This is a genomic window from Stenotrophomonas sp. YJH_SMC_133 (assembly GCF_059370655.1).
Genome location: NZ_JCAFTW010000005.1, coordinates 100,107 through 124,587, shown reverse-complemented (window position 1 = coordinate 124,587; position 24,481 = coordinate 100,107). Strand labels below are relative to the sequence as shown.

At 67.0% G+C, this 24,481-nt stretch carries 22 protein-coding genes; 5 read left to right on the top strand and 17 right to left on the bottom strand.

Features of this window, described 5'->3' with window-relative positions; translation table 11 throughout:
- The first annotated feature begins 23 nt into the window (after window positions 1–23).
- Window positions 24–1,457 carry a GGDEF domain-containing protein gene (locus tag AC5P78_RS08935; RefSeq protein ID WP_138969868.1) on the top strand — a complete coding sequence of 478 codons (1,434 nt, stop codon included), beginning with the start codon at window positions 24–26 and terminating at the stop codon, window positions 1,455–1,457.
- Here AC5P78_RS08935 and AC5P78_RS08930 read toward each other — a convergent pair.
- Together AC5P78_RS08930 and AC5P78_RS08925 are read right to left on the bottom strand one after the other, a co-directional pair.
- Window positions 1,454–3,280: a methyl-accepting chemotaxis protein gene (locus tag AC5P78_RS08930; protein WP_495217187.1), complete on the bottom strand. Its 1,827-nt coding sequence runs from the start codon at window positions 3,278–3,280 to the stop codon at window positions 1,454–1,456. The two genes, AC5P78_RS08935 and AC5P78_RS08930, sit on opposite strands and share 4 nt — an antisense overlap.
- 254 nt (window positions 3,281–3,534) lie before the next feature.
- On the bottom strand, window positions 3,535–3,795 hold the full coding sequence (locus AC5P78_RS08925) for a GNAT family N-acetyltransferase (RefSeq protein WP_322888701.1): 261 nt from the start codon (window positions 3,793–3,795) through the stop codon (window positions 3,535–3,537).
- A 273-nt stretch (window positions 3,796–4,068) separates the two neighbouring features.
- Between AC5P78_RS08925 and AC5P78_RS08920 the strand changes: the two genes are divergently transcribed.
- Both AC5P78_RS08920 and AC5P78_RS08915 read left to right on the top strand, forming a co-directional pair.
- Window positions 4,069–5,157, top strand: coding sequence for a DUF5694 domain-containing protein (locus AC5P78_RS08920; protein ID WP_005410080.1), 1,089 nt, complete (start codon window positions 4,069–4,071; stop codon window positions 5,155–5,157).
- Complete coding sequence (locus AC5P78_RS08915) at window positions 5,120–5,509, top strand: putative quinol monooxygenase (protein ID WP_414498621.1); 390 nt, start codon at window positions 5,120–5,122, stop codon at window positions 5,507–5,509. The genes AC5P78_RS08920 and AC5P78_RS08915 overlap by 38 nt, the downstream gene beginning before the upstream one ends.
- Here the strand turns inward: AC5P78_RS08915 and AC5P78_RS08910 are convergent.
- The 10 genes from AC5P78_RS08910 to AC5P78_RS08865 form a co-directional block, all read right to left on the bottom strand.
- Window positions 5,451–5,753: a hypothetical protein gene (locus tag AC5P78_RS08910; protein WP_081113776.1), complete on the bottom strand. Its 303-nt coding sequence runs from the start codon at window positions 5,751–5,753 to the stop codon at window positions 5,451–5,453. The two genes, AC5P78_RS08915 and AC5P78_RS08910, sit on opposite strands and share 59 nt — an antisense overlap.
- Window positions 5,754–5,815: 62 nt before the next feature.
- Window positions 5,816–8,005, bottom strand: a complete 2,190-nt coding sequence (locus tag AC5P78_RS08905) for a PAS domain S-box protein (protein WP_012480610.1) — start codon at window positions 8,003–8,005, stop codon at window positions 5,816–5,818.
- A 208-nt stretch (window positions 8,006–8,213) separates the two neighbouring features.
- Window positions 8,214–10,601 carry a Tex family protein gene (locus tag AC5P78_RS08900; RefSeq protein ID WP_180872643.1) on the bottom strand — a complete coding sequence of 796 codons (2,388 nt, stop codon included), beginning with the start codon at window positions 10,599–10,601 and terminating at the stop codon, window positions 8,214–8,216.
- Between the two features lie 207 nt (window positions 10,602–10,808).
- Window positions 10,809–11,024: a hypothetical protein gene (locus AC5P78_RS08895; RefSeq protein WP_005410085.1), complete on the bottom strand. Its 216-nt coding sequence runs from the start codon at window positions 11,022–11,024 to the stop codon at window positions 10,809–10,811.
- A 719-nt stretch (window positions 11,025–11,743) separates the two neighbouring features.
- Window positions 11,744–12,196 (bottom strand): hypothetical protein, encoded by a 453-nt coding sequence (locus AC5P78_RS08890; RefSeq protein WP_033833143.1) that lies wholly within the window; start codon window positions 12,194–12,196, stop codon window positions 11,744–11,746.
- Window positions 12,193–12,396, bottom strand: a complete 204-nt coding sequence (locus tag AC5P78_RS08885) for a PspC domain-containing protein (protein WP_005410087.1) — start codon at window positions 12,394–12,396, stop codon at window positions 12,193–12,195. Before AC5P78_RS08885 ends, AC5P78_RS08890 begins: the two co-directional genes overlap by 4 nt.
- A 64-nt stretch (window positions 12,397–12,460) precedes the next feature.
- The gene (locus AC5P78_RS08880) at window positions 12,461–12,829 is read right to left on the bottom strand and encodes a YfeK family protein (RefSeq protein WP_005413813.1); all 369 of its coding nucleotides are present in this window, start codon (window positions 12,827–12,829) and stop codon (window positions 12,461–12,463) included.
- Between the two features lie 31 nt (window positions 12,830–12,860).
- On the bottom strand, window positions 12,861–13,928 hold the full coding sequence (gene phaC, locus AC5P78_RS08875; protein ID WP_062607294.1) for a class III poly(R)-hydroxyalkanoic acid synthase subunit PhaC: 1,068 nt from the start codon (window positions 13,926–13,928) through the stop codon (window positions 12,861–12,863).
- The gene (gene phaE / locus AC5P78_RS08870) at window positions 13,925–14,989 is read right to left on the bottom strand and encodes a class III poly(R)-hydroxyalkanoic acid synthase subunit PhaE (protein WP_495217186.1); all 1,065 of its coding nucleotides are present in this window, start codon (window positions 14,987–14,989) and stop codon (window positions 13,925–13,927) included. The genes phaC and phaE overlap by 4 nt, the downstream gene beginning before the upstream one ends.
- Window positions 14,990–15,011: 22 nt before the next feature.
- Window positions 15,012–15,626, bottom strand: coding sequence for a CDP-alcohol phosphatidyltransferase family protein (locus AC5P78_RS08865; RefSeq protein ID WP_014647547.1), 615 nt, complete (start codon window positions 15,624–15,626; stop codon window positions 15,012–15,014).
- A gap of 343 nt (window positions 15,627–15,969) precedes the next feature.
- Here AC5P78_RS08865 and AC5P78_RS08860 point away from each other — a divergent pair, with 343 nt between their 5' ends.
- Entirely contained in the window at window positions 15,970–16,620 is a 651-nt protein-coding gene (locus AC5P78_RS08860; protein ID WP_049449956.1) for a class I SAM-dependent methyltransferase, read from the top strand.
- A gap of 877 nt (window positions 16,621–17,497) precedes the next feature.
- Here AC5P78_RS08860 and AC5P78_RS08855 read toward each other — a convergent pair.
- The 5 genes from AC5P78_RS08855 to ppsR form a co-directional block, all read right to left on the bottom strand.
- Complete coding sequence (locus tag AC5P78_RS08855) at window positions 17,498–18,862, bottom strand: MATE family efflux transporter (protein ID WP_111189443.1); 1,365 nt, start codon at window positions 18,860–18,862, stop codon at window positions 17,498–17,500.
- Window positions 18,863–18,979: 117 nt separating this feature from the next.
- On the bottom strand, window positions 18,980–19,609 hold the full coding sequence (locus tag AC5P78_RS08850) for a DUF2239 family protein (RefSeq protein WP_033833148.1): 630 nt from the start codon (window positions 19,607–19,609) through the stop codon (window positions 18,980–18,982).
- A 162-nt stretch (window positions 19,610–19,771) separates the two neighbouring features.
- Entirely contained in the window at window positions 19,772–20,260 is a 489-nt protein-coding gene (locus tag AC5P78_RS08845) for an NUDIX hydrolase (protein ID WP_005413820.1), read from the bottom strand.
- A 41-nt stretch (window positions 20,261–20,301) separates the two neighbouring features.
- Complete coding sequence (locus AC5P78_RS08840; RefSeq protein ID WP_005410096.1) at window positions 20,302–20,811, bottom strand: DUF1249 domain-containing protein; 510 nt, start codon at window positions 20,809–20,811, stop codon at window positions 20,302–20,304.
- Between the two features lie 191 nt (window positions 20,812–21,002).
- Window positions 21,003–21,824 (bottom strand): posphoenolpyruvate synthetase regulatory kinase/phosphorylase PpsR, encoded by an 822-nt coding sequence (gene ppsR / locus AC5P78_RS08835; RefSeq protein WP_005410097.1) that lies wholly within the window; start codon window positions 21,822–21,824, stop codon window positions 21,003–21,005.
- A 144-nt stretch (window positions 21,825–21,968) separates the two neighbouring features.
- Here ppsR and ppsA point away from each other — a divergent pair, with 144 nt between their 5' ends.
- Window positions 21,969–24,347, top strand: a complete 2,379-nt coding sequence (gene ppsA, locus AC5P78_RS08830) for a phosphoenolpyruvate synthase (RefSeq protein WP_044570462.1) — start codon at window positions 21,969–21,971, stop codon at window positions 24,345–24,347.
- The last annotated feature ends 134 nt before the right edge of the window (window positions 24,348–24,481 follow it).

Below are 24,481 nucleotides of genomic sequence, written 5' to 3'. Positions count from 1 at the left end.
CGGATCCGGGGGTGGGGGACTGCATGACGTTGCGTGCTGCACTGTTTTTTCTCGTCACGCACGCGCTCGTCATTGCCTTTGTCGGCCCGCAGGACCCGGTCGGCTCCTACCTGATGCTGATCACCGCCCCGCTGCTGGCTGCACTGGCCTGCGTACGGCGTGCACGTGTCAGCCAGGCGGCCTGCCAGTGGCGACTGCTCGGCGCGGCCGTCGGCCTGTTCTCTCTCGCGCTGCTGGCGCTGCTGTACCGCAATGTGGCCGGCCTCGCCCCTGCGCAGATGACCGCCTCAACACTGATCCTGTACGTGTTCTACCGGATCCCCCTGACCTACGTCGCTGCAAGCCCGGGCGGCGGGAACCGCTACATCCGTGCGGTGGACCTCGGGATCATTGCCCTGCTTTGGCTGCTGTACTACCTGCATGCGCGGGCGATGGCGCCGCTGAACACCGCCTTGTGGACGCAGTGCCTGAACACCATGAGCGGCGTGCAGAACAGCCTGGTGTTCTGCTTCGCACTGATCCGTTTCCTGGCCGAGGACGATCCGGACCGCCGCGATTTTTTCCGGACGCTGACGATCTACGCGCTGGGCTACTTCCTGCTGGCCTTCTACATCAATACCTATCAGCCGCAGGTGCCCGACGGCAATTGGGGCGACCTGCTGATCAGTGGACTGTTCGTGCTGCTGGCCACCCTGGCGGGCAGCCATCGTCGCTGCCCGGCAGTGGAGGTATCCCGCAGCCTGCGGCGCATCGTCGATGCCGGCGTACCACTGATGCTGCCCTTGCTGCTGATGCTGGTGGCGCTTCTGGTCGCGCGCCTGCAGCCGACCCTGGCCACGGTCGGCTTCATCGGCTCCCTGCTCGGCTATGCGCTGCGCAGCGTGCTGAGCCAGATCGAGATCCAGCGCCAGCGCGATGAACTGGAAACGCTGGCGCGGCGCGATCCGCTGACCGGACTGGGCAACCGGCGCAGCTTCGATGAGTCGCTGGATCGGGCCCACCGCCGCGCGCGCCGCCAGGGCCAGGGCCTGGCGGTACTGATGATCGACATCGACCACTTCAAACGGCTGAACGACACCTACGGCCATCCGGAAGGTGATCGGCGCCTGCGTGCCGTCGCCGGCATCCTCGATGGCTGCCTGCAACGGGGCGACGATCTGCTGGCCCGCTACGGCGGCGAAGAGTTCATCGCCGCCCTGCCCTCGCCCGATGCCACCCACGCCCTGGGCCTGGGCGAACGGCTGCGCGCTTCGGTCGAAGCCGCAGCCCTGCCCGCCCCCGTGGCCACCGTCACCATCAGCATCGGCGTGGCCTGGCAGGCACCCGGCGAAGACGGCGATCCGCGCGGCCTGGTCGAACGCGCCGACCAGGCCCTGTATCGCGCCAAGCATGCCGGTCGCAACTGCGTACGCGGCGACACCGAAACCAAGGAAGAACAGTCCGGTCGCCGCGCCTAGACCGCATGCAGCGCCGCCGCTCCGTGCCGGTGCCCGGCGCCGCCCTGCAAGCGGAAGCTGGCCACCGTCTGCAGCAGCTGCGCCGACTGCTCTTCCATGCTGCGTGCCGCCGCCGACGCCTCCTCGACCAGGGCCGCGTTCTGCTGGGTGCCCTGGTCGATCAGATCGACGGCATGGTTCATCTGCTGGATGTCGTCGCTCTGCTGCTGCGAGGCAGTGCTGATTTCGGTCATCAGGTCGCTCACCCGGCGCACGTTGGTCACGATCTCGTCCATGGTGCGGCCCGCGCTCTCAACCTGCGCCGTACCGGCACCCACATTGGCAACCGACTCATCGATCAGGTGCTTGATCTCCTTCGCTGCGCTGGCCGAACGCTGCGACAGCTCGCGGATCTCGGTGGCAACCACGGCAAATCCACGGCCGTGTTCACCGGCACGCGCCGCCTCCACCGCTGCGTTCAGCGCGAGAATGTTGGTCTGGAAGGCGATGCCGTCGATCACCCCGATGATGTCGACGATGCGCCGCGACGAGGCATTGATCACCGCCATCGTTTCGACCACCTCATGCACCACACTGCCGCCGCCCGCAGCGACATCGGCGGCTCCACCGGCCAGCTGGCTCGCCTGGCGCGCGTTGGTGGCGGTGCGCTGCACGGTCTCGGCCAGGCCCTTCATCGACACCGCGGTTTCCTCGAGCGAAGCCGCCTGCTGCTCGGTGCGCTGCGAGAGGTCGCTGTTGCCCTGTGCGATCTCAGTCGCGCCGACTGCGATGGTGTCCGCGGCGAACTTGATCTGGCCGATGATCGCGGCCATCGCCTCGACCAGCGAATTCACGCCTTCGCACAGTTCGGCGATCGAGCCATTCTTGTCGGCGGTGGCCACGCGCTGGGTCAGATCGCCCTGCTTGGCCGCGGCCACCACCTCGCGGGTCTGCGCCACCGCGCGCTGCATGGTCTGGTTTTCATGCACCTGCGCGGTGATGTCGGTGGCGTACTTGACGACCTTGAACGGCTTGCCATTGAGGTCCAGGATCGGGTTGTAGGACGCCTGGATCCAGACCTCACGCCCGCCTTTGCCAAGACGCCGATACTGGCCGGCGTCATATTCGCCGCGCCCCAGTTTCTCCCAGAACTGGCGATATTCGATGCTGCTGCGATGCTCGGGCTCGACAAACAACGAATGGTGCTGCCCGCGCACTTCGTCCAGGCTGTAGCCGGTGGCGGCCAGGAAATTGTCATTGGCCGACAGGATGCGGCCATCCATGCTGAACTCGATCACCGCCTGCGACTTGGTGATCGCGGCCAGTTGCCCCGCCGAGTCGGCCGCCTGCAGCTTCTGCGCGGTGATGTCGGTCGCGAACTTGACCACCTTGTACGGCCGCCCCTGGCGGTCCAGTACCGGGTTGTACGAGGCCTGGATCCAGATCTCGCGCTGGCCCTTGCCGAAGCGGCGGTACTGTCCGGCGTCGTATTCGCCGCGCCCCAAGCGCGCCCAGAAGTCGCGGTATTCGGCGCTGCGCGCCAGCTCGGGGTCGACGAACAGGGAATGATGCTTGCCCTGGATCTCCTCCAGCCGGTAGCCCATCGCCTGCAGGAAATTGTCATTGGCCTGCAGGATGGTGCCGTCGAGCGCGAACTCGATGACGGCCTGCACGCGATGCAGCGCGGCCACCTGCGCTTCCAGCTCGGTGCGGTCGGTCATCGCCTTCTCTGTGCCGGTGCGTTGCTGCGGCGCCAGTACGCCAAGCAGCGCACGCCACGGCGACCAACGGGTGTGCAGCTCGGCCGGCGCCTGCGCGCCTGCCGTGAAGCCTGGAATGAGCATTGTCTGATCCTCGGTGTCCGGTAAGCGGTTGTGACCCGACGGGCGGGATGCCCGGCGGCAACATCAGTTGCCAGGGACTACAGGTGCCAACGGCACCTCTCGAGCGACTGCCAAGAACGTCTGCTGCGGGTGCGATCGGCATCTGGGAGCGGCGGAACACACTGCGCGGACCGCCCATCGGGGGCAGCCTGGGGTCCTGCGGCGGGTGACTGGAGCGGGATCCAGAGGGAGTATCGGCGATGCCGTCGGCCGCTTTAGCGGGATTCCGCGACGTCCGTCGCAACTCCGTGCATTGCAGCCGGAATGCGGTAGACGATTGCCGTGTACTTCACGCCCTGCTCACGTGCTACAGGAAGTCCGCCGAGGGACTCAGCGAGGGAACGGCTGGACCGGTTCTGCTCGGCCACCGGATAGCGGAACGCAGCACAGCGCAGGCGCCCTGAGGCCGCCGACCACACCGCCGCCACGGCTTCGCGACCATAGCCGTGCCCATGCATCATTTCTGCGATCCAGATGCCCAGTTCGGGTTCTGCGTCACGGGCTCGATGCAGGCCTGCCAGGCCAAGGAATACACCGGGGCGTGAATGGCCGGACGTGCAGCCGCGGACTGTCGATGGTCCAGTCGTCGGACGTCATGTTCTGCATTGCCTGGGCGCTGGGTACAGCATCGCTCAGCAGAAGGATGCAGCTCAAGGCAAAAAGGTTTACATGACCAATGCGGGATTCCGCGGCAGGAGAATATGACCAGCATGAAGGTCCCGCAGGATGCTCATCGACATGGAGATCGCATGTTCCCTCGCTTTGCCAGCCTTCTCTTCCTGGCCGTGTGCAGCAGCAGCGCGCTGGCCAACGACACCGCCTATCGACCGGCCTTCCACCCGGACCAGCTGAAGGGACCGCCCGCAGGGCGCCCGAACGAAGTGCTGGTGCTGGGCAGCCCGCACCTGTCCAGCCTGCCGGAGACCTTCACGCCGGCGATGCTGGAACCTCTGCTGCAGCGTCTGGAAGCCTGGCGGCCCACCGCGATCGCAGTGGAGAACCTGTCCGGCCTGCAGTGTGACTTCATGCGCCGCAATCCGGCCCGATACGCCGACAGCGTAGCGGACTACTGCGTCGATCCGGCACCGGCGCAGGCCGCCACCGGCCTGGACGTGCCCAGCGCCAACGTGGAGATGGAACGCCTGCTTGCGGATTGGCCGAAGGCGCCAACCGCTGCCCAGCGACGCCGATTGGCCGCAGTGTTCCTGGCTGCGGGCGAGAGCAGCTCGGCAGTCGTCCAATGGCTGCGGCTGCCCAGGGAAGAGCGACGTGCCTCGGACAGCCTGACACCGGAGCTGGTGCAGTTCCTCGACACGCGCATGGCACGCCGCAACGAGGCCGGCCTGGTGGCCGGCGTCCTCGCCGCGCGCCTGGGGCTGGAGCGGCTGTGGGCGGTCGACGACCACACTGCGGATTCGCCTACACCGGAATCGCAGCAGAAGGCCTACGCTGCCGCCATACGCGGTGCCTGGGACAATTCCTTCGTCAAAGCGCGCAGGGCGGCCGATGAACGACTGGAAGCCAATCTTGCTCAACCGGATGGGTTGCTCGCGATGTATCGCGCCTACAACGCACCCGAGGCCGCGATGCTGGCCTTCAACAGCGATTTCGGCGCGACGCTCGTCGAACCCTCGCCGGAAGGCTTCGGCCGCAATTACGTGGGCTACTGGGAAACCCGCAACCTGCGCATGGTCGCCAACATGCGCGACGTGCTCGGCCAGCACCCGGGCACCCGCATGCTGACCATCGTCGGTGCCTCGCACAAGGGCTACTACGAGGCCTACCTCAACCAGATGCACGATGTGCAGCTGGTCAGTGCGGACGCAGTATTGCGTTGACGGGATGGGTGCCGGCCACCCGCCGGCACTATCCTGCAGGGCCCCATCCAGAGGTGCCTGCATCCTCAAGGTCATCGCCGAAGACTTCATCCATCCCGATGCCGTGGACACCGTGCTTCCGCTGTACCGGGAACTGGTCACGTGCACGCAGCGCGAGCCGCTCTGCCTTGGCTATGAACTGTTCGTGGACCAGAAGGATCCCGGGCACTTCATCTTCATCGAGCAATGGCCTGACCGCGTCGCCCTGGACATCCACTGCGCCAGCGAACATTTCCAGCGGCTGGTGCCGCAGATCAATGCCTTCCAGCGCGCGCCATGCCGGTTCCTGCTGATGGATGCTGCGCCTCTGTAGTGCCGGCATCAACGCGACGGTGATCCCGGCGCCTGTGCCGCCACAGCACCAGGCTGGCCGCCACCGTGCACGCCAGGGTGAGGGCCAGCAGCGCCACCACGCTCGCCTGCAGCACCGGCAACATTGCCTGGGCGAGACGGTCCTGACGCACCTCCTCCAGCCGGAGCCCGGCCGCCAGGGCCAGGCACCAGCCGACCAGGGCCGGGGCGAAGGCACGCACCGCCATCGGGTTGCAGACATTCATGGGATCACCTGTAAGAGAGGAGGTGCGCGGAGTATTTGCGCCCGCCCTCTCACAGGCTGAGATCAGCCCTCGACGACCTCGGAATCATCGCCCGGCAGCTCACTGGCCTCGCCCTGCACCTGCACGTTGTTGCGGCCCATCGCCTTGGCCCGGTAACACTGGGCATCGGCCGCGGCCACCGCCTGGTCCACGCTCATCCCTCCGGCCAGCGGCGCGATGCCGATGCTGGCCCCTACCCGCAACCGGTCCTGGTCCCACGGAATCGACAGCGACGCCAGGGTATGCAGCAGCTCGCCGCCAATGCGCGCTGCACGACGCGGCGTGCAACCGGACAGGATCACAGCGAACTCATCGCCGCCCAGCCGCGCCACCACATCCGAATCGCGCACCCCGTGACGCAGAACACTGGCCACTGCCCAGAGCACCGCATCGCCAGCCAGATGGCCCCAGGTATCGTTGATAGGCTTGAACCGGTCCAGATCGATGTACATCAGCGACGCGGCCTGGCCGGTACGTTCGACACGGGTGATCGCCTGCTGCAGATGCACCTCGAAGCCACGGCGGTTGCTCAGTTCGGTCAGCGGGTCGATCTCGGCCAGATGACGCGCCTCGCGCTGGCGGGCACGCTGCTGGGTATCGTCGCGCAGCACCCAGACCGCGCCTCGCACGTGGCCCTCGTCATCGCGCAACCAGGCGCGGGTCAGGTCCACCGGCACCGTGGCGGCACCCAGGCGCAGCAGCAGGTCGGCATGCAGGTCGACCGCATTGCTGTCCGGATCCAGCAGTACCGACACGTCCAGCACCGAACCCGGCGCGTATTCGGTGGTCAGCGCCAGCACATCCTGCACCTTGTGTCCTGCCAGCGACAACGCGCCATCGCCGGCCAACATGCGTACTGCAGCGGCATTGGCGTAATCGATACGGCCATCGAGGCTGACGCTCAGCACCAGGTCGGCCACGGCATCCAGGGTGATGCGGCTGCGCTGTTCGCTCTCGAACAGCCGCTGCTCGCTGCTGCGCTGGGCGGTGATGTCCTGGATCTGCGACACGAAATGCAACGGCTCGCCATGCTCGTTGCGCACCAGCGAGACCGACAATCGGGCCCAGATGACCTTGCCATCGCGATCGAGATAGCGCTTTTCCAGGTGGTAGTGGCTGCGACGCCCGGCCAGCAGGTCCTGCACCAGGGCCAGGTCGGTCTGCAGGTCATCAGGATGGGTGAGGCGCTGGAAATCCACCTGCAGCAGCTCTTCCCGCGGATAGCCGAGGATCCGGCACAGCGCATCGTTGACGTCCAGCCATCGCCCTTCCAGTGACACCAGCGCCATGCCCAGCGCAGCCGAGGTGAACGCACCGGCGAACTTCTCCGCGGACAAGCGCGCTTCGGCCCTCGCCTGCAGGATCTCGGTGATGTCGATGGCCATCCCGACATAGCCGATGCGTACACCGTCGGCACCGTCCATGCGGCTGATCGAGAGGCGTACCTGGCGTGGCTGGCCGTCCTTGCGCAGCAGCGTCCATTGCCGCGAATAGGTCTGGCCATCGGCACGCGCACTGAGTGCCTCGAACACATCTGGCAGTTGGCCATCGGCATCGGCCAGCGGTCGCAGCCAGGCATTCAGTTCCTGCGGATCGTGGAAGGCATCCAGCCGGCGCTGGCCGACCACATCCGCCGCGCTGTAGCCCAGCAGGCGTTGCGCGCCGGTGTTGAACAGGGTGATGGTGCCATCGATATCGGTGGCGATCACCGCCACCTCGTCGGAGGCATCGACCACGGCCTGCAGGCGTTGCCGTGTTTCGGCCGCATCCTGTCGGGCCTGCTGCAGCTCGGTCACGTCGGCATGCGCGCCGGCCATCCACAATGGTTTGCCCTGCCCGTCCCATTCGAAGACGCGGCCACGGTCCTGGATCCATATCCACTGGCCATTCTTGTGGCGCATCCGCAGCAGGCACGCGTAGTTGTCGGTGCGCCCCTCGAAATGCTCGTCCAGTGCCGCGTCCGACAGCGCTATGTCATCGGGATGGACCAGCTTCAGGAAGGTCTTCTGGCAGACCGGCTCCAGCTCTTCCAGGCGGTAACCGACAATCTCGGCCCAGCGCGCGTTGACCCGCATCTCGCCGTTCTGCACGTTCCATTCCCAGGTGCCCGCGGCGGTGCCATCGATGATCATCGCCAGCCGCCGACGCTCTTCGGCCAGCGCCTGCAGGCGGCGCTCCAGCAACCCGTTGCCGTTGGTGCCCTGGCCCGCCATCACCGCTGCCCCCGGCCCGCGCAGGCAGGCAGCGGCCGCAGCGCGACGCTGCAGACCTCAACGAAGACGACGGGTCCTGCTGGCGTCATGGCCCTCCCCAGCGACAGCGGGGTGGCCGGACGCCTCCCCTCAAGCGCAAGTGTGCGCAATCACGGGGAAAATCGACAAGTCCCCCGCCACGAATCAAGCGTGACGGGGAACACGGTCCTCAACTACGCTTGGCGCGGGCGAAGGCCTCGGCCAGGGCGTTGTTGGCCGGGGGCGCGGACGCGGCGGGACGGCCACCATTGCCCTGGCCCCGGTTCGGCCCGCGGTTCTGGCCGCCTGCATCCCGGCGCGGACCCTGCCCATGGCCGCGCTCATCACGCTGGCCCGGGCGGCTGGTGGCCTGCCCGGGGGTATCGTCCAGGCGCCGGGTCAGGGCGATGCGCTTGCGCGCCACGTCCACCTCCAGCACCTTCACCTTGACGATGTCGCCAGCCTTGACCACGTCACGCGGGTCCTTCACGAAGGTGTCGGACAGCGCCGAAATGTGGATCAGGCCGTCCTGGTGCACGCCGATATCGACGAAGGCACCGAAGGCCGCCACGTTGCTCACCACGCCTTCCAGCACCATGCCCTCGCGCAGGTCCTTGATGTCCTCCACGCCTTCGGCGAAGCGCGCAGCCTTGAACTCCGGACGCGGGTCGCGGCCCGGCTTCTCCAGTTCCTTCAGGATGTCGCGCACGGTCGGCAAGCCGAAGGTGTCATCGGTGAACTGCTCGGCCTTCAGGCCACGCAGGAAGCTGCCATCACCGATCAGCGCCTTGATCGGGCGTGCGGTGCTGGCCACGATGCGCTCGACCACCGGATAGGCTTCGGGGTGCACCGCCGAAGCATCCAGCGGCTGGTCGCCGTCGGCGATGCGCAGGAAGCCGGCGCACTGTTCGAAGGTCTTCTCGCCCAGGCGCGCGACCTTCAGCAGATCCTTGCGGCGCTTGAACGGGCCGTTCTCGTCACGATGGCGCACGATGTTCTCGGCCACCGTGGCCGACAGGCCGGACACCCGCGACAGCAGCGCGGCCGATGCGGTGTTCACGTACACGCCCACGGCGTTCACGCAGTCCTCCACGCGCGCGTCCAGCGCCCGCGCCAGCCGGTACTGGTCCACATCGTGCTGGTACTGGCCGACACCGATCGCCTTGGGTTCGATCTTGACCAGTTCGGCCAGCGGGTCCTGCAGGCGACGCGCGATCGACACCGCGCCACGCAGCGACACGTCCAGCCCCGGAAACTCCTTGGCCGCGAACTCGGAGGCCGAGTACACCGAGGCGCCCGCCTCGCTGACCACGACCTTCTGCAGCTTCGGATTGGCGGCAGCCTTGATCGCTTCGCCGGCCAGCTTGTCGGTTTCGCGGCTGGCGGTGCCGTTGCCGATCGCGATCAGTTCAACGTTGTGCTTGGCGCACAGTTGCTTGATCGTCTGCACCGACTGGTCCCACTGGCGACGTGGCTCATGCGGGTAGATGGTGTCGGTGGCCACCAGCTTGCCTGTGGCATCGACCACGGCGATCTTGCAGCCGGTGCGGATGCCCGGGTCCAGCCCAAGCACGGTCTTCGGGCCCGCCGGTGCGGCCAGCAGCAGATCCTTCAGGTTGTCGCCGAACACCGCGATGGCCTCAGCCTCGGCCTTCTCGCGGGCCTGGTTGAACAAGTCCAGCAGCAGATGGGTGTGCAGCTTGGCGCGCCAGGTCAGGCGACAGGCGTCCAGCAGCCAGCGATCGGCGGCGCGGCCCCGGTCGGCGATGCCGGCCCTGCGCGCCACGCGGCCTTCGGCGTACTGGTGGCCGGCCTCGGCATCGCTGCCCGGGTCCAGTTCCAGGAACAGGATCTCTTCGCGGCGCGCGCGGAACAGCGCCAGCAACCGGTGCGAAGGAATCTTCGCCAGAGATTCGGCATGTTCGAAATAGTCACGGTACTTGGCGCCTTCGGTTTCCTTGCCCTCGGCCACGCGGGCACGGATCACGCCGGTCTCTCCCAGCCAGGTGCGCAGCTCGCCGACCAGCGCGGCGTCCTCGCCCCAGCGCTCCATCAGGATCGCGCGCGCACCTTCCAGCGCGGCCTTGGTGTCGGCCACGCCCTTGTCGGTGTTGACGAAGGCGGCGGCGAAGGCCTGCGGATCCTGCGTGGGGTCGGCCAGCAGTCCATCGGCCAGCGGCTCCAGACCGGCCTCGCGGGCGATCTGGGCGCGGGTACGGCGCTTGGGCTTGTACGGCAGGTACAGATCTTCCAGCCGGCTCTTGGTGTCGGCGGCCAGGATATCGTTGCGCAGCTCGTCGCTGAGCTTGCCCTGCTCGCCGATGCTGGCCAGCACCGCCGCACGGCGCTCCTCCAGCTCGCGCAGGTAGGTCAGCCGGGTTTCCAGGTTGCGCAGCTGGGTGTCGTCCAGGCCCCCGGTCACTTCCTTGCGGTAGCGCGCGATGAACGGAACGCTGGCGCCCTCGTCGAGCAGGCCGACGGCGGCGCGCACCTGGGCGGACTGGGCACCGATCTCGTCGGCGATGGTCTGGGCGATCTGCTGGGCGAGCGCGCTCTGGGCGTTCTTGGCGTCGTGCATTGCTTCAGGTCTGTGCCGCGGTACGGGAAGATCCCATTCTGGCAATCCACGACGGAGCCGGACAAGGCATTGACAGGGGGCGAGGTTCAGCGGCGGGGCCGGAGTGGACGCCGGCATCCTGGCGGAGAGAGGGCTCGGACTGGCCCTGGGCTGGGATGCCGGCGCGGGCGCGCGATGGTGGGCGCGCCCTGCCGCGTGTTGCGAAGGTCAGCGGTAGTGGCGGGCGGCGCGCTGCATGACGATCTCGTCACGCATGCCTTCCAGGGCCATCAGGCGGACCTTGCCGACACCCTGCAGTTCCATGAACCGCTCCGTGTAGAACTCCGGCCCCAGCGCGGTGTCGGCGCGGGATTTGCTGAAGCCGTAGGGCACCACGCCCTTCTCGCCATCCTTGCTACCACCGACATAAAGAACGATTGCCATGTGATGTATTCCTCCAAATTGCTACTGCGTACTGCACTCGATGAACGATGCTGCGAGCTCATCGAGGGAGAGCTTACCGCGTCGAACCTGACTGGAACGTCACGAAGGCTAATGACGATCGGTTGCATGCAGATGACTGCGGGATCGCAGCAGAATGCTTACGGATCTTTAACTTCCGACTAACGAATCCGTGGGGGGATTCCCGCCAACGGCGCAGCCCCTCGTGGGTGGTCGTGTAACGCGTTTCATGTGATTGGGCCGGGCGGGGTGGGTGCGCAGGACACGCCGTGAACCCGTCCCTGGGGGCTCGATGGCGCCATCCATGGCGCCAACGGTCCCGCGCACCCACCCCGCCCGGCCCCTGACAGTTTTTCGGGCACGTTCACCCACGGAAAAGAAAAAAGAAGATCAAAAGCAAAAACAGCCTGGCCGGCTGATTTGTTGCTTCCTGTAGAGCCAAGCCAAGCCATGCCCCGCTCGCGAGCAAGCGCAGCGCGCGACCCGCTTCTGCTGTTCTATTTCTTCTCCGTGGCTGGACGCGCACGGAAACTGTCAGGGGCCGGGCGGGGTGGATTCGCGGGACCGTTGGCGCCATGGATGGCGCCATCGAGCCCCCAGGGACGGGTTCACGGCGTGTCCCGCGAACCCACCCCGCCCGGCCCAATCGCATGAAACGCATTCCGCGACCACCCACGAGGGGCTGCGCCGTTGGCTGGAAACTACGGCCACCAGCCACGCCCGAACCGGGCGAAATGATCGGCCGCCCGTTCGAACGGATTGCGCGCACTCACCCCGCCGCACAGCAGGTACACCGGCAGGTACAGCGGGCCCAGCACCATGTACTGGTACACGTGCGCCCGTTCGTGATCATCCAGCCGGATCAGCGGCTCCACGCCCCACCCTGCCTGATGCGCATAGGTGCGGCAGGAAATGCCCAGGTCATGGCCGGTGTGCAGGATCACGTTCCCCAGGGTGATCGCCCCGCCTGGCCCCCACGGCCAGTGGTCGAACACCAGCGCGCAGTCACGGCCGCTCCAGCGCAATGTCGCGCCGCCGAGCATGCCGGCCAGGCCGCCGATCACGCCGAGCAGGGAATTGGGTGACGTCCACACCGCGCCCAGCACCTGCAGCGCGCGCAGCCAGATCGGCCAGGGCGTTGCTCCAGTCTTCAATCGGCCTCGTTGGGGATCAGGAGCCACAGGATCAGGTAGACCAGGATGCCAGGGAAGGCGGCGGAGGCCAGCGAAACCAGCACGTAGATCACCCGCAGCAAAGTTGCATTCCAGCCGAAGCGATGGGCAATGCCGCCCATCACGCCGGCAATCATGCGGTCGTTCAATGAACGCGACAGCGTTTTGGGCGTGGTGTTCATGGCGGCAGCTCCGGGAAACGGACAAGGCAGTCGAACATGGCTCGACTCTACACCGCCCCCATGTCTACGGCGTGCGGTGGCGCAGGGCCTGCAGGCGTGCGCCGAACCAGGCGGCTGCGGTCTGTTCAGGCTGCCCCGGACACTGGATGCGGTAGGGTTTGCCACTCATGCTGCTCTGGCTGGCAGCGCGCTCGATGAACTGCTCGGCGCTGTCCACCATGCCCTTTTTCAGCAGGTAATCGTACTTGCGCTGCAGGTGCGCGCGCGCGTCGCTGCCGTCGTACCAGCTGCCATTGCGCTGGAAACGGCACTGGGAGCCGTCCAGGCTGGCGATCAGCTGGGCGATCTCCCGGCGTGCATCCGTACTGGGTGCGGCGTGGGCAAGTGGTGCTGTCAGCAGTGCCGCAAGAATCAACAAAATCCGGTACATCATCACCCCCAAGTCAGTCGAGCATGGCTCGACTCTACAGATCGCGCGCCTTCAACCAGCCATCGATCGTGGCCGGTACTTCGCGCTGCGCGCGGCCGGAAACGTAGATACCAATATGCCCACCACGGAAACTGGACTCGGTGTAGTCGTCCGTGCCCAAACGCCCGCGCATCGCGCGCGAGGCATCCGGCGGCACCAGATGGTCCTGCTCGGCATAGATGTTCAGCACCGGCAGCGTCACCTGCGACAGATCCACCGCTTCCTCGCCGATCCGCACCGTGCCGTTCACCAGCCCATTGCCCTGGTAGAACTGCTTGATGAAATCGCGGAACGCCTCGCCCGCCAGGTCCGGTGAATCGAAGATCCACTTCTCCATGCGCAGGAAATCCTCCAGCGCGGCCTTGTCATCGAGGATGTCGAGCAGGCCGACGTACTTCTGCACGTTCAGGCGGAATGGCTTGAGCATCAGGTAACTGGCATTCATCAGGTCGGCCGGGATGTTGCCCAGCGTGTCGACCAGCAGGTCCACGTCCACCTGCCGCGCCCAATGCGAGAGCATGTTGTCAGCCGTCTGGAAGTCGACCGGGGTGACCATGGTGATCAGCTTGCCCAGCTTCTGCCGGCGCAGCGCGGCGTAGCAGAGTGCGAACACGCCGCCCTGGCAGATGCCGAGCAGGTCGACCGGGCCGCCACTGCGGGTGCGCAGCGCGTCCACCGCACCATCGATATAGCGCAGCAGGTAGTCCTCCAGGGTCTGGAAGCGTTCGGACCTGTCCGGGTAGCCCCAGTCCAGCACGTACACGTCCTGGCCCAGCGCCAGCAGCTTCTTCACCAGCGAACGGTCGGCCTGCAGGTCGACCATGTACGGCCGGTTGACCAGCGCGTAGACGATCAGCAGCGGCGTGCGCCGGGTCGGTGCCTGTTCGCCGACGAAGCGGTACAGCACCACCTTGCCGTCACGCCAGACTTCCTCGCGTGCGGTCACGCCATAGTCCACGTCTTCCACCTGCGGCAGCAGCTTCAGCCCTTCCATCAGCTTGCGCTGCATGGCCAGGGTTTCCTGCATCAGGTCATCGGCGTTGAAGCCCAGCGGTCCTTTCATCGGTCACGCGCCCGAGTGGAAGCGCGAGACGCAGCCTTCTTCGCAGACACCTTCTTTGCAGGCGCCTTCTTTGCCGGCGCGGCCTTCTTCGCGGCTTTGCGCGCGGCCGGCTTCACCTTCGCCGGTGCCGGCTGCGACACCGGATCGACCGCGGCGGTCCCCGCCAGCACCGCCACCTGTGCCTGCAGGCGGCGAAGGCTGCGCTCCAGTTCGGCAATACGGCGATGCGCGGCGTCCATCTCGCTGCGGGTCGGCAGGCCGATACGCTCACTCATCTGTCCCACCTCGCGCTGCAGGCCGGCGCGCAGGCGCATCTGCGCGTTGCCCAGCGAGGCGTACACCTGCTGGAACGGTTCGGACATGGCGACCTTGGCGTAGGCCTCCTCGGCCACTTCGATCCACAGGTCGAACATCGCGCGGGCGCTGGTCAACTGGCTGCCGGGCTGTTCGTGCTCGGCCAGACGCTGCTCGAACAACGCGAAGGCCTCGTCCAACGCCTGCCTGATCTGATCAACGTAGGCGCGCGAATGCTGCTGGTACTCCTCCTGCGCCCGCAGCAGGGCCTGCCAGCGCGCCTGGTGCTCGCGGCCGGGGCCGAACGCCGGGCTCTGCAGCCACGGGCCCGCCTGCAGCTGGAACTGCTGCAGCCATGCGGCGAAGTCGGGCACGGTGGCGCCGGCGTGGGTGCTGCCACGGGCGCCCTGCAGCATCCACTGCAGCATGCCATCGCCTTGCCCCTGCACCGCCTCGCGCCAGGCCTGGGCCACCTCGGCGCTGCTGGCATCGCGGCCGGCGAAACGCGCGGCCACTTCCTGCATGGTGCCGTACCAGCTGCCGGCCTGTTCGCGGAAACGGCGCACGGCATCTTCCGGCGCGCCCTGCCCCTGTTCGGGCAACAGTTGGCTCCACCAGTCGAACAGCCGTTGCCAGCTGCCGGGGTCGCCGCCGGCCGGTGCACCGGGCGTGCTCGCGTGGCGCAGGGCATCGCCCCAGGCACCGAAGTACTGCCGCGCTAGCGTTTCGAAATCGCTGCTGCCGGCGTCGTGGGCCGAGCTGGTCATCGCAGGCCTCCGCAGGGCTGGCTCATGGCTTGGGGATACGCAGGGTCTTGCTGATCATCAGCGACCCGGACAAGGCGAACAACAGCACCATCGGGTGCAGCTGCCACGGGCCGATCTGCCACTGGCCGAACCAGATGTTCTGGCCGATGGCATCGGTACCGGCGGCAATCGCCAGTACGATCACCAGCACCAGGCTGGTCGGGATCGGGGTGCCCTCGAAATACGTGACCTTGCCCTCGTCGCCGGCCAGCGCCTCGGCAGTGACGTTGTAGCGTGCCAGGCGGCTGACACCGCAGCAGACGAAGTAGCTCAGCACCAGCCAGTCCCAGCCGCCCTGCATGCCGCAGGCATAGGCCAGCGCCGCCGGCGCCACGCCGAAGGAGATCACGTCCGACAGCGAGTCCAGCTCGCGGCCCAGGGTGGAACTGGACTTGCGCCAGCGCGCGATGCGCCCGTCGAGCGCGTCGAAGATGAAGGCCAGCGGGATCAACGCCATGCCGAACAGCAGGTAGCCACGCTCGCCGTCCTGCAGGAAGCGCATCGCGGCAAAGACCGCACCGGTGCCGCAGAAAGCATTGGCCAGGGTGAACCAGTCGGCCAGCTGGAATTCGCGCAGCATCGAGAAGTGACGTTTCATGGGGTCTCACGGAGCATCAAGGCCCACAGGTTACCGCGAGCGCCGCCGCTGGCGACAGCACTGGCAGGACCCGCCTTCACAGCTCCCTCACCTGCCCTCACCGGCGGTGAATTTTTCGCCACCCATCTTGACAGCCTAGGGGGGTGGCGCCTGTCGCGGCTTATCCACAAAGTTGCCCACGCGTAATCCACACCCCCTGTGGACAACCAGATCTCACCGACTGCGACGCTGGACATTTCCTCATCACCCGGAAGCGGGGTTTCCCTACTTCCCAAGCCACAAGGTCGGCGCTATGGTCACCGGCGGACCCGCCGCCGCCACGTCCGAAACTCTGCAACGGACGATGATGATGCTGGATGCTCCCACCCTGGCCGCACAGCTGCGGCAGCCCCACGGCGAGGCCGCGCTGGCGGTGGCCGACTCGATGAACCGCAGCAACGGCGCACTCAACCTGGCCGCAATCGGGCTGCTGGCCGTCGGCGCCGGCGAACGGGTCCTGGAGGTCGGCCCGGGCAATGCGGCCTTCGCGCCACTGATGCTGCAGGCCACCGACAGCCACTATCTGGGCATCGAGCTGTCCACGGCCATGGTCGAGGCCGGCAACCAGCGGCTGGCCGACGCCGGGGTGGCCGAACGTGCGGCGATGCGACACGGCGACGCCCATGCACTGCCGGTCGCCGATGCCGCGATGGATGCCGCGCTGGCGGTCAACACCCTGTACTTCTGGCCGAACCTGGCCCCGGTGCTGGACGAACTGGCGCGGGTGCTGCGCCGGGGCGGCCGCCTGTGCCTGGCCTTCGGCGATGCCAGCTTCATGCGCAGCCTGCCATTCGCCGCCGACTTCCAGCTGCATGAGCTGGACGCGGTGGAGCTGGCGCTGCGGGTATCGGGCTTCCGCGTCTCGGCCTGGCGCAGCCACCGCGAATCCGCAGCCGGCAATGACGGCCAGACCCGAGAAAAGCACTTCCACCTGCTGCTGGCACAGCGGCACTGAAGTGGTAGAGCCGGCCGCTGGCCGGCTGCCCCGGCCATTGCGGATTGCCGGCCAGCGGCCGGCACTACCCAACCTGCACCTGCCGCCAGCGAACAAAGCAGAACACCTGCATCCGCGCCGGATGCGATCCGACCGAGTGGTAGAGCCGGCCGCTGGCCGGCTGCTCCGTCCATTGCGGATTGCCGGCCAGCGGCCGGCACTACCCTGCCTGCACCCGGCCGCCAGCGAACAAAGCAGAACACCTGCATCCGCGCCGGATGCGATCCGACCGAGTGGTAGAGCCGGCCGCTGGCCGGCTGCCCCGGCCATTCCGGATTGCCGGCCAGCGGCCGGCACTACCCAGCCTGCACCGGTCGCCAGCGAGCAAAACAGAACACCCGCATCCGCGGCGGATGCGATCCGACCGAGTGGTAGCGCCGGCCGCTGGCCGGCTGCTCCGGCCATTGCGGATTGCCGGCCAGCGGCCGGCACTACCCGGCCTGCACCGGTCGCCAGCGAGCAAAACAGAACACCCGCATCCGCGCCGGATGCGATCCGTCCGAGTGGTAGAGCCGGCCGCTGGCCGGCTGCTCCGGCCGTTGCGGATTGCCGGCCAGCGGCCGGCACTACCCAGCCTGCACCCGGCCGCCAGCGAGCAAAACAGAACACCTGCATCCGCGCCGGATGCGATCCGACCGAGTGGTAGAGCCGGCCGCTGGCCGGCTGCTCCGGCCATTGCGGATTGCCGGCCAGCGGCCGGCACTACCCAGCCTGCACCCGGCCGCCAGCGAGCAAAACAGAACACCTGCATCCGCGCCGGATGCGATCCGATCGAGTGGTAGAGCCGGCCGCTGGCCGGCTGCTCCGTCCATTGCGGATTGCCGGCCAGCGGCCGGCACTACCCGGCCTGCACGCGGCGCCGCCAATGCGCGAAACAGAACACCTGCATCACCAGCATGGCCAGCAACCCCAGCGGCCATGCCCACCACAGCCCGGCCAGACCGTGCCGGGATTGCAGCCACATCGCCAACGGCAGCTCCAGCAGCAACACGGCAGCCATGCCCAGCAACGCCGGCAACAGCACCGTGCCGCTGCCGCGCATCACTCCGACCAGCACCGCACTGCCTCCCATCGCCAGCACGCCCCACACCACGGTGCGCAACTGCAACGCGGCCAGTTCGCGCACGTCGGTCGCCGCCAGGATCAGGCCGGTCAGCCAGGGCGCCAGCGCCACAACCAGCACCACCACCCCGCTCAGCATCGCCAGTCCAAGCAGCACGCCTGTGCGTGCGATGGCCGGCAGCCGTGCCGTACGCCCCGCGCCCATCGCATGCGCCGCGAGGATGGTGGCAGTGATGCCCAGCGACATCGCCGGCAGCTGCACCCAGCTCATCAACTGGTTGACCGCACCGTAGGCGGCCGTGGCCGTGTAGCCATAGCGGTTGATCCAGCCCAGCAGCACGATTTCGGCAATGGCCAGGCTGAGCATCTGCAACGAAGACGGTATGCCGATGTGCAGCATCGAACGGATCAGCGCTCCATCAAAGCGGATGGCTTGCAGCAACTCATGCCCCGGGGCCAACGGGTGCCCCATGCGCTGCCACCGCCACATCAGCCAGGCCAGGGCCAGCAGCGAGGCGAGCGCCGCCGAGACTGCCGCACTGGCCGCGCCCAGCTGCGGCAGGCCGGCCCAGCCCAGGATCAGCAGCGGCGTGCACAGCAGGCCGACCACCGTGGCCAGCAGCAGCGCATGCAGCGGCGTTTTGGCATCGCCCACCGCACGGCTCACCGCAGTGGCCAGCCACAGCAGGAAGAACGCCGGTGCCGCCAGCAGCAGAACACGGGCATAGACGATGGATTCGCCGAGGATCGGCGCTGGCGTGCCCAGTGCCGCCAGCAGCTGTGGCGCGAAACCGCCGCCCACCGCCATCACAAGCACTGACAACAGCAGAATCAGTGCCACCGCACTGCCGGCGACCGCGCGAGCCTGTTGCGGCCGGCCCGCGCCCCAGGCCTGGCCGATCAGCACCATCGCACCGGTGGCCAGACCCATTACCAGGGCCAGCAGCAGGAAGAAGACAGGGAAGAACGCAGCGGCGGCGGCCACCGCCTGCGTACCCAGCAGATGGCCGAGGTAGACGTTGTCCAGCGTGCCTGCAGCCAGCTGCAATGCGTTGGTCAGCAGCATCGGCAGGAGCAGGGTCAGATAGGTGCGCCAGAGGGGCGGCGCGACCGGGGGGATGGGATGTGCGGGGGTGTCCATGGGGTTCTCTGGGCAAGGCGCTGCCCTGCCCGGCGTTTCCGCCAGCAAAGCAAGCACAGGGGAGCGGGCCGTGGCCCGCGATCAGGTGGCGCCGCCGCTCAGTAGCGGCGCGGTGGCTCAGCCGTCTGCGTGGTCCGAAGAATCATCGAAGGCCAGGCGCAGGGCGTGATTGCGCACATCCTCGGGCCAGCTGCGTAACGCCATTTCCAGGCCCGCCCGGTCGTGCGCGAACAGGACACGGATCGCTTCCTCGAAACCCGGCAGGTCTCCGGCGACGGTCTGCAGGAAGTGATAGGCACGCTCGCTGTGGCGGCGCTGCCGGTCCTTGTCGGCACCAGCACGGCTGGCCGCCTCCACCAGCTTGCGCAGCACTACCGAGGCCCCGCCGGGCTGCTCGGCCAGCCACGCCCAGTGGCGCGGCAGCAGGGTCACTTCGCGTGCGACCACGCCCAGCTTGGGGCGGCCGCGGCCACGCGGAGTTGCCGGCGCCTCTTCGGCAGTAACGTCGGCATCCGCCTCGACGGCGGCGGGAAAGGCTTCGACGACCCGCGCCAGCAGTTCTGCGTCACTGCCGCGCGTATCGAAATCACGGGTGCGGCCGGTAGCGTTGTCGAACACAAGCAGCGGACCGGCAGCGTTGCCGGCACGCAGCTGCTTCAGCGCCAGCGCAGCCACTTCCGGGGTACCGGAGGCGACCAGCCGGTGGCCGTCGAAGCAACTGAAGGGAGGGAGTCGGGACGCAGGCATGGCAATGGCATCGGAGGTGATGCGCGAATATTGCCCGGGTAATTTGCGTTCGTCAATATTGCCCGGACATTAATGAACCGGAAGAGCGTGCCAACCAAGGTTGGCACCCACCTGGAAGGTTGATCCCCACTCGAAAGATCGCCCCCCTCCCGATTCGCCGGCTTACAGCCGGCTGTAGGACCAGCTGACCATGCGGCCGTCCTGGTACGGCATCACGCCGTGGAAGGGGCGCGGGTCGGCGTCGAACACCAGTGGCAGGAAGTTGCGGTCGCCCTCCCACATCGGCAGCGTGTCCAGCTTGTCCAGGTCCACCCACTCCAGCGTGCCTTCATGGTTGCCGCCGTGCGGGGTGCCTTCGAAACTGTCGATGACGAACACGAAGCCCAGCCAGTCCTCGCCATGCTTGCCGAATCCCGGCCAGCTGATGGTGCCGCGCAGCCGCATGCCGGTGCAGTCGATGCCGGCTTCCTCGGCGATTTCGCGGCGCATGCCTGCCGCAACGTCTTCGGTCGGTTCGATCTTGCCGCCCAGCCCGTTGTACTTGCCCAGGTGGTGGTCACCGGGCCGGGTGTTGCGGTGGATCATCAGCACCTGGCGACGATCGGGCGACAGCACGTAGCCCAGGGTGGCGACGATCGGGGTGTACGGCATGGGCAGCATCCAGCGGCAGGTCAGCCGTGGATTATGGCCGATCAGCGCACCAGCGACAGGCGGCGTTCGGCAGCCGCAGTGGCGCCATCAGGATCGCGGCGCAGGGTGGCCACGCCGTGGCCGCGCTCGGCGAGGTATTCCAGCCACTTGCCGAGGAAGGTGTTCATGCGCATGCGGTGGCTGATCAGTTCCGCCGGCGGCGGGTACAGGCCCATGGTGTCCTGCCAGCGGCGGCCGACATAGCAATGGGTGGTCTCGGCCTGGCGCGCGTCACGGTACAGGCGCACGTAGGCCGACGGATCAGGCTCGCCGGTGACCGGGTCGGCCAGGTCGTAGGTCAGGCGAAGTTCCACCGTGTAGCGGTGGCACTCGATCACGTCCAGGCGGACATCCAGGCCGTCGCCGATCGAGGAAATGTAGCTGCCCGCCGCCAGTCCGGCCGGTTCGAACAGGCGCACCAGATGGCGATAGTTCTCCGCGTACAGGCCCATGAGCCAGCTCAACCGGCTCAGGCGGGGAATGCGTTCGGTACGGGGCAAGGCTCGGGCCATGGGTCGATCCTACACGTTGGTGCTTCAACGTGGGGGCGGGATCACCCCGACCAAAGGGCTCGGTATCGACCAACGGTCGATACCCACCGTGCAGGAGGGTCGATACCCACCGTGCAGGAGGGTCGATGCCCCCGCGCAGGAGGGGTATTGCCCCGGGAGGTAGGCCACGACCGTTGGTCGTGGCGCACGGATCAATACAACTCGCGCTGCAGCCCCAGCGTGGCCAGCACCTTGCTGGAAATCTCCTCGATCGAGGTATGCGTGGTGCTCAGCGTCGGGATCCGCTCCATCTGGAACATCACCTCGGCCGCGGCCACCTCGCGCTTGCAGGTCTCCAGGTTGGCGTAGCGCGAGTTCGGGCGGCGCTCCTGGCGGATCTGCTGCAGGCGGTCCGGGTCGATGGTCAGGCCGAACAGCTTGCGCCGGTAGTTGCGCAGGCGCGGCGGCAGGCGGTCGCTTTCCAGGTCCTCGTCGGTCAGCGGGTAGTTGGCCGCACGCACGCCGTAATGCAGGGCCAGGTAGATGCAGGTGGGCGTCTTGCCGGCGCGCGACACCGCCACCAGGATCACGTCGGCATCGTCGTAGTTCACCGCGATACCGTCATCGTGGGTCAGGGCGAAGTTCATCGCGTTGATGCGGCGGTGGTAGGTGTCGAAGTCGACCATGCCGTGGGCCTGGCCGACCCGGGCCAGGCGCGGGCTGGCAAGTTCACGCTCCAGCGGCTCGATGAACGGCGCGAACACATCCAGCATCAGCGCCCCGCTGTCGGCCAGGATCAGGCTCAGGCTCTGGTCCACGCAGGAGTTCACCACGATCGGCCGGACCTGGTACCGCTCCCCCGCCGCCTGGATCCGGGCACAGGCTTCACGCGCTTTTTCGGGGTCGTCGACAAACGACATGCGGTCGGTAATGAAGCTGAACCCGGAGAACTGGGTGAGCAGGCTATGCCCAATGGTTTCAGCGGTGATACCGGTTCCATCGGAAACGTAGAACACCGGGCGGATGGTCGACATGCGCGCTTTTACCCCCTACGAAGCTTAAAAAGGCCGCCAGCACAAGCTTGTGCCGACAGTGGTCTGCCCGGCATCATATCGGCTTCTTCCTACGGACGCGGCCACTCAGCCCGCCTCGGGCGATGGCCAAACGGAGCATCGCGCTTGAACGAGAACATCCTGTGGTTGCACGAACTGCGTCTGGCCGATCTGGCCCGCGTAGGCGGCAAGAATTCGTCCCTGGGCGAGATGATCGGCAACCTGGCCGGTCTGGGCGTTTCGGTGCCGGGCGGTTATGCCACCACCGCTGAAGCCTTCAAGGACTTCATCGCGCACAACGATCTGTCCAAGCGCATCTTCGACAAGCTGGCCACGCTGGACGTCGAGGACGTCAACGCGCTGACCGCCGCCGGCAAGGAAATCCGCAGCTGGGTGATCGATGCCCCGCTGCAGCCGCAGCTGGACCAGGACATCCGCACCGCCTACGCCAAGCTCAGCGCCGACAACGGCGGCGGCGACGTGGCCGTGGCCGTGCGTTCCTCGGCCACCGCCGAGGATCTGCCGGATGCCTCCTTCGCCGGCCAGCAGGAAACCTTCCTCAACGTCACCGGTGCCGACGACGTCGTGCACAAGGTCAAGGAAGTGTTCGCCTCGTTGTACAACGACCGTGCCATCGCCTACCGCGTGCACCACGGCTTCAAGCACGAGGACGTGTTCCTGTCCGCCGGCGTGCAGCTGATGGTGCGTTCGGGCGTCGGTTCCTCCGGCGTGCTGTTCACCCTGGACACCGAGTCCGGCTTCCGCGACGTGGTGTTCGTCACCTCTTCGTTCGGCCTGGGCGAAATGGTCGTGCAGGGTGCGGTCAATCCGGACGAGTACTACGTCTACAAGCCCACCCTGCAGGCCGGCAAGCCGGCGATCCTGCGCCGCTCGCTCGGCAGCAAGGCGATCCGCATGGTGTATTCGGATGTCCCGGGTGAGCGCGTCAGGATCGAGGACACTCCGGTCGAACTGCGCAACACCTTCTCGATCAGCGACGAGGACGTGCAGGAACTGTCCAAGCAGGCGCTGGTCATCGAAAAGCACTACGGCCGCCCGATGGACATTGAGTGGGCCAAGGACGGTGTCAGCGGCAAGCTGTTCATCGTGCAGGCGCGCCCGGAGACGGTGAAGTCGCGCAGCCACGCCACCCAGATCGAGCGCTTCGCGCTGACCGAAAAGGGCGGCAACGTGCTGGCCGAAGGCCGCGCCGTCGGCGCCAAGATCGGTTCGGGCGTGGCCCGCGTGGTCAAGACGCTGGACGACATGAACCGCGTGCAGCCGGGCGACGTGCTGATCGCCGACATGACCGACCCGGACTGGGAACCGGTGATGAAGCGCGCTTCGGCCATCGTCACCAACCGTGGTGGCCGCACCTGCCACGCCGCGATCATCGCGCGCGAGCTGGGCGTGCCCGCCGTGGTCGGTTCGGGCAACGCCACCAAGGTCATTGAAGATGGCCAGCTGGTCACCGTCAGCTGCGCTGAAGGCGATACCGGCTTCATCTACGAAGGCAAGCTCGGCTTCGAGCGCACCACCACCGATCTGGGCAACATGCCGCCGGCCCCGCTGAAGATCATGATGAACGTGGCCAACCCGGAACGTGCCTTCGACTTCGGCCAGCTGCCGAACGCCGGCATCGGCCTGGCCCGCCTGGAAATGATCATCGCCAGCCACATCGGCATCCACCCGAACGCACTGCTGGAATACGACCGCCAGGACGCGGCGACCAAGAAGAAGATCGATGAGAAGATCGCCGGCTACGGTGATCCGGTCAGCTTCTACGTCGACCGCCTGGCCGAAGGCATCGCCACTCTCACCGCCTCGGTTGCACCGAACCCGGTGATCGTGCGCCTGTCGGACTTCAAGTCCAACGAGTACGCCAACCTGATCGGCGGCAGCAACTACGAGCCGCACGAAGAGAACCCGATGATCGGCTTCCGCGGCGCCAGCCGTTACGTCGACCCGAGCTTCTCGGCCGCCTTCGCGCTGGAGTGCAAGGCCGTGCTGCGCGTGCGCAACGAAATGGGCCTGGACAACCTGTGGGTCATGATTCCGTTCGTGCGCACCCTGGAAGAAGGCCGCAAGGTCGTCGAGGTGCTGGAACAGAACGGCCTGAAGCAGGGCGAGAACGGCCTGAAGATCATCATGATGTGCGAAGTGCCGTCCAACGCACTGCTCGCCGATGAGTTCCTGGAGATCTTCGACGGCTTCTCGATCGGCTCCAACGACCTGACCCAGCTGAGCCTGGGCCTGGACCGCGACTCTTCGATCGTTGCGCACCTGTTCGACGAGCGGAACCCGGCAGTGAAGAAGCTGCTGTCGATGGCGATCAAGGCAGCACGTGCCAAGGGCAAGTACGTTGGCATCTGCGGCCAGGGCCCGTCCGATCACCCGGATCTGGCCGAATGGCTGATGCAGGAAGGCATCGAGTCGGTGTCGCTGAACCCGGACACCGTGGTCGATACCTGGCTGCGCCTGGCCAAGCTGAAGGCCAACGGCTGATGCCGTGATGGCTACAGGCTGACGTCGTGTTCATCGGCGTCGGCCGATACTGCTGCTGCATGCAAGCCCCGCCTCTGCGGGGCTTCGTGTTTCTGGCGTGCACCTGCCCCACGCAGACACCGTTTCTCAGCAAA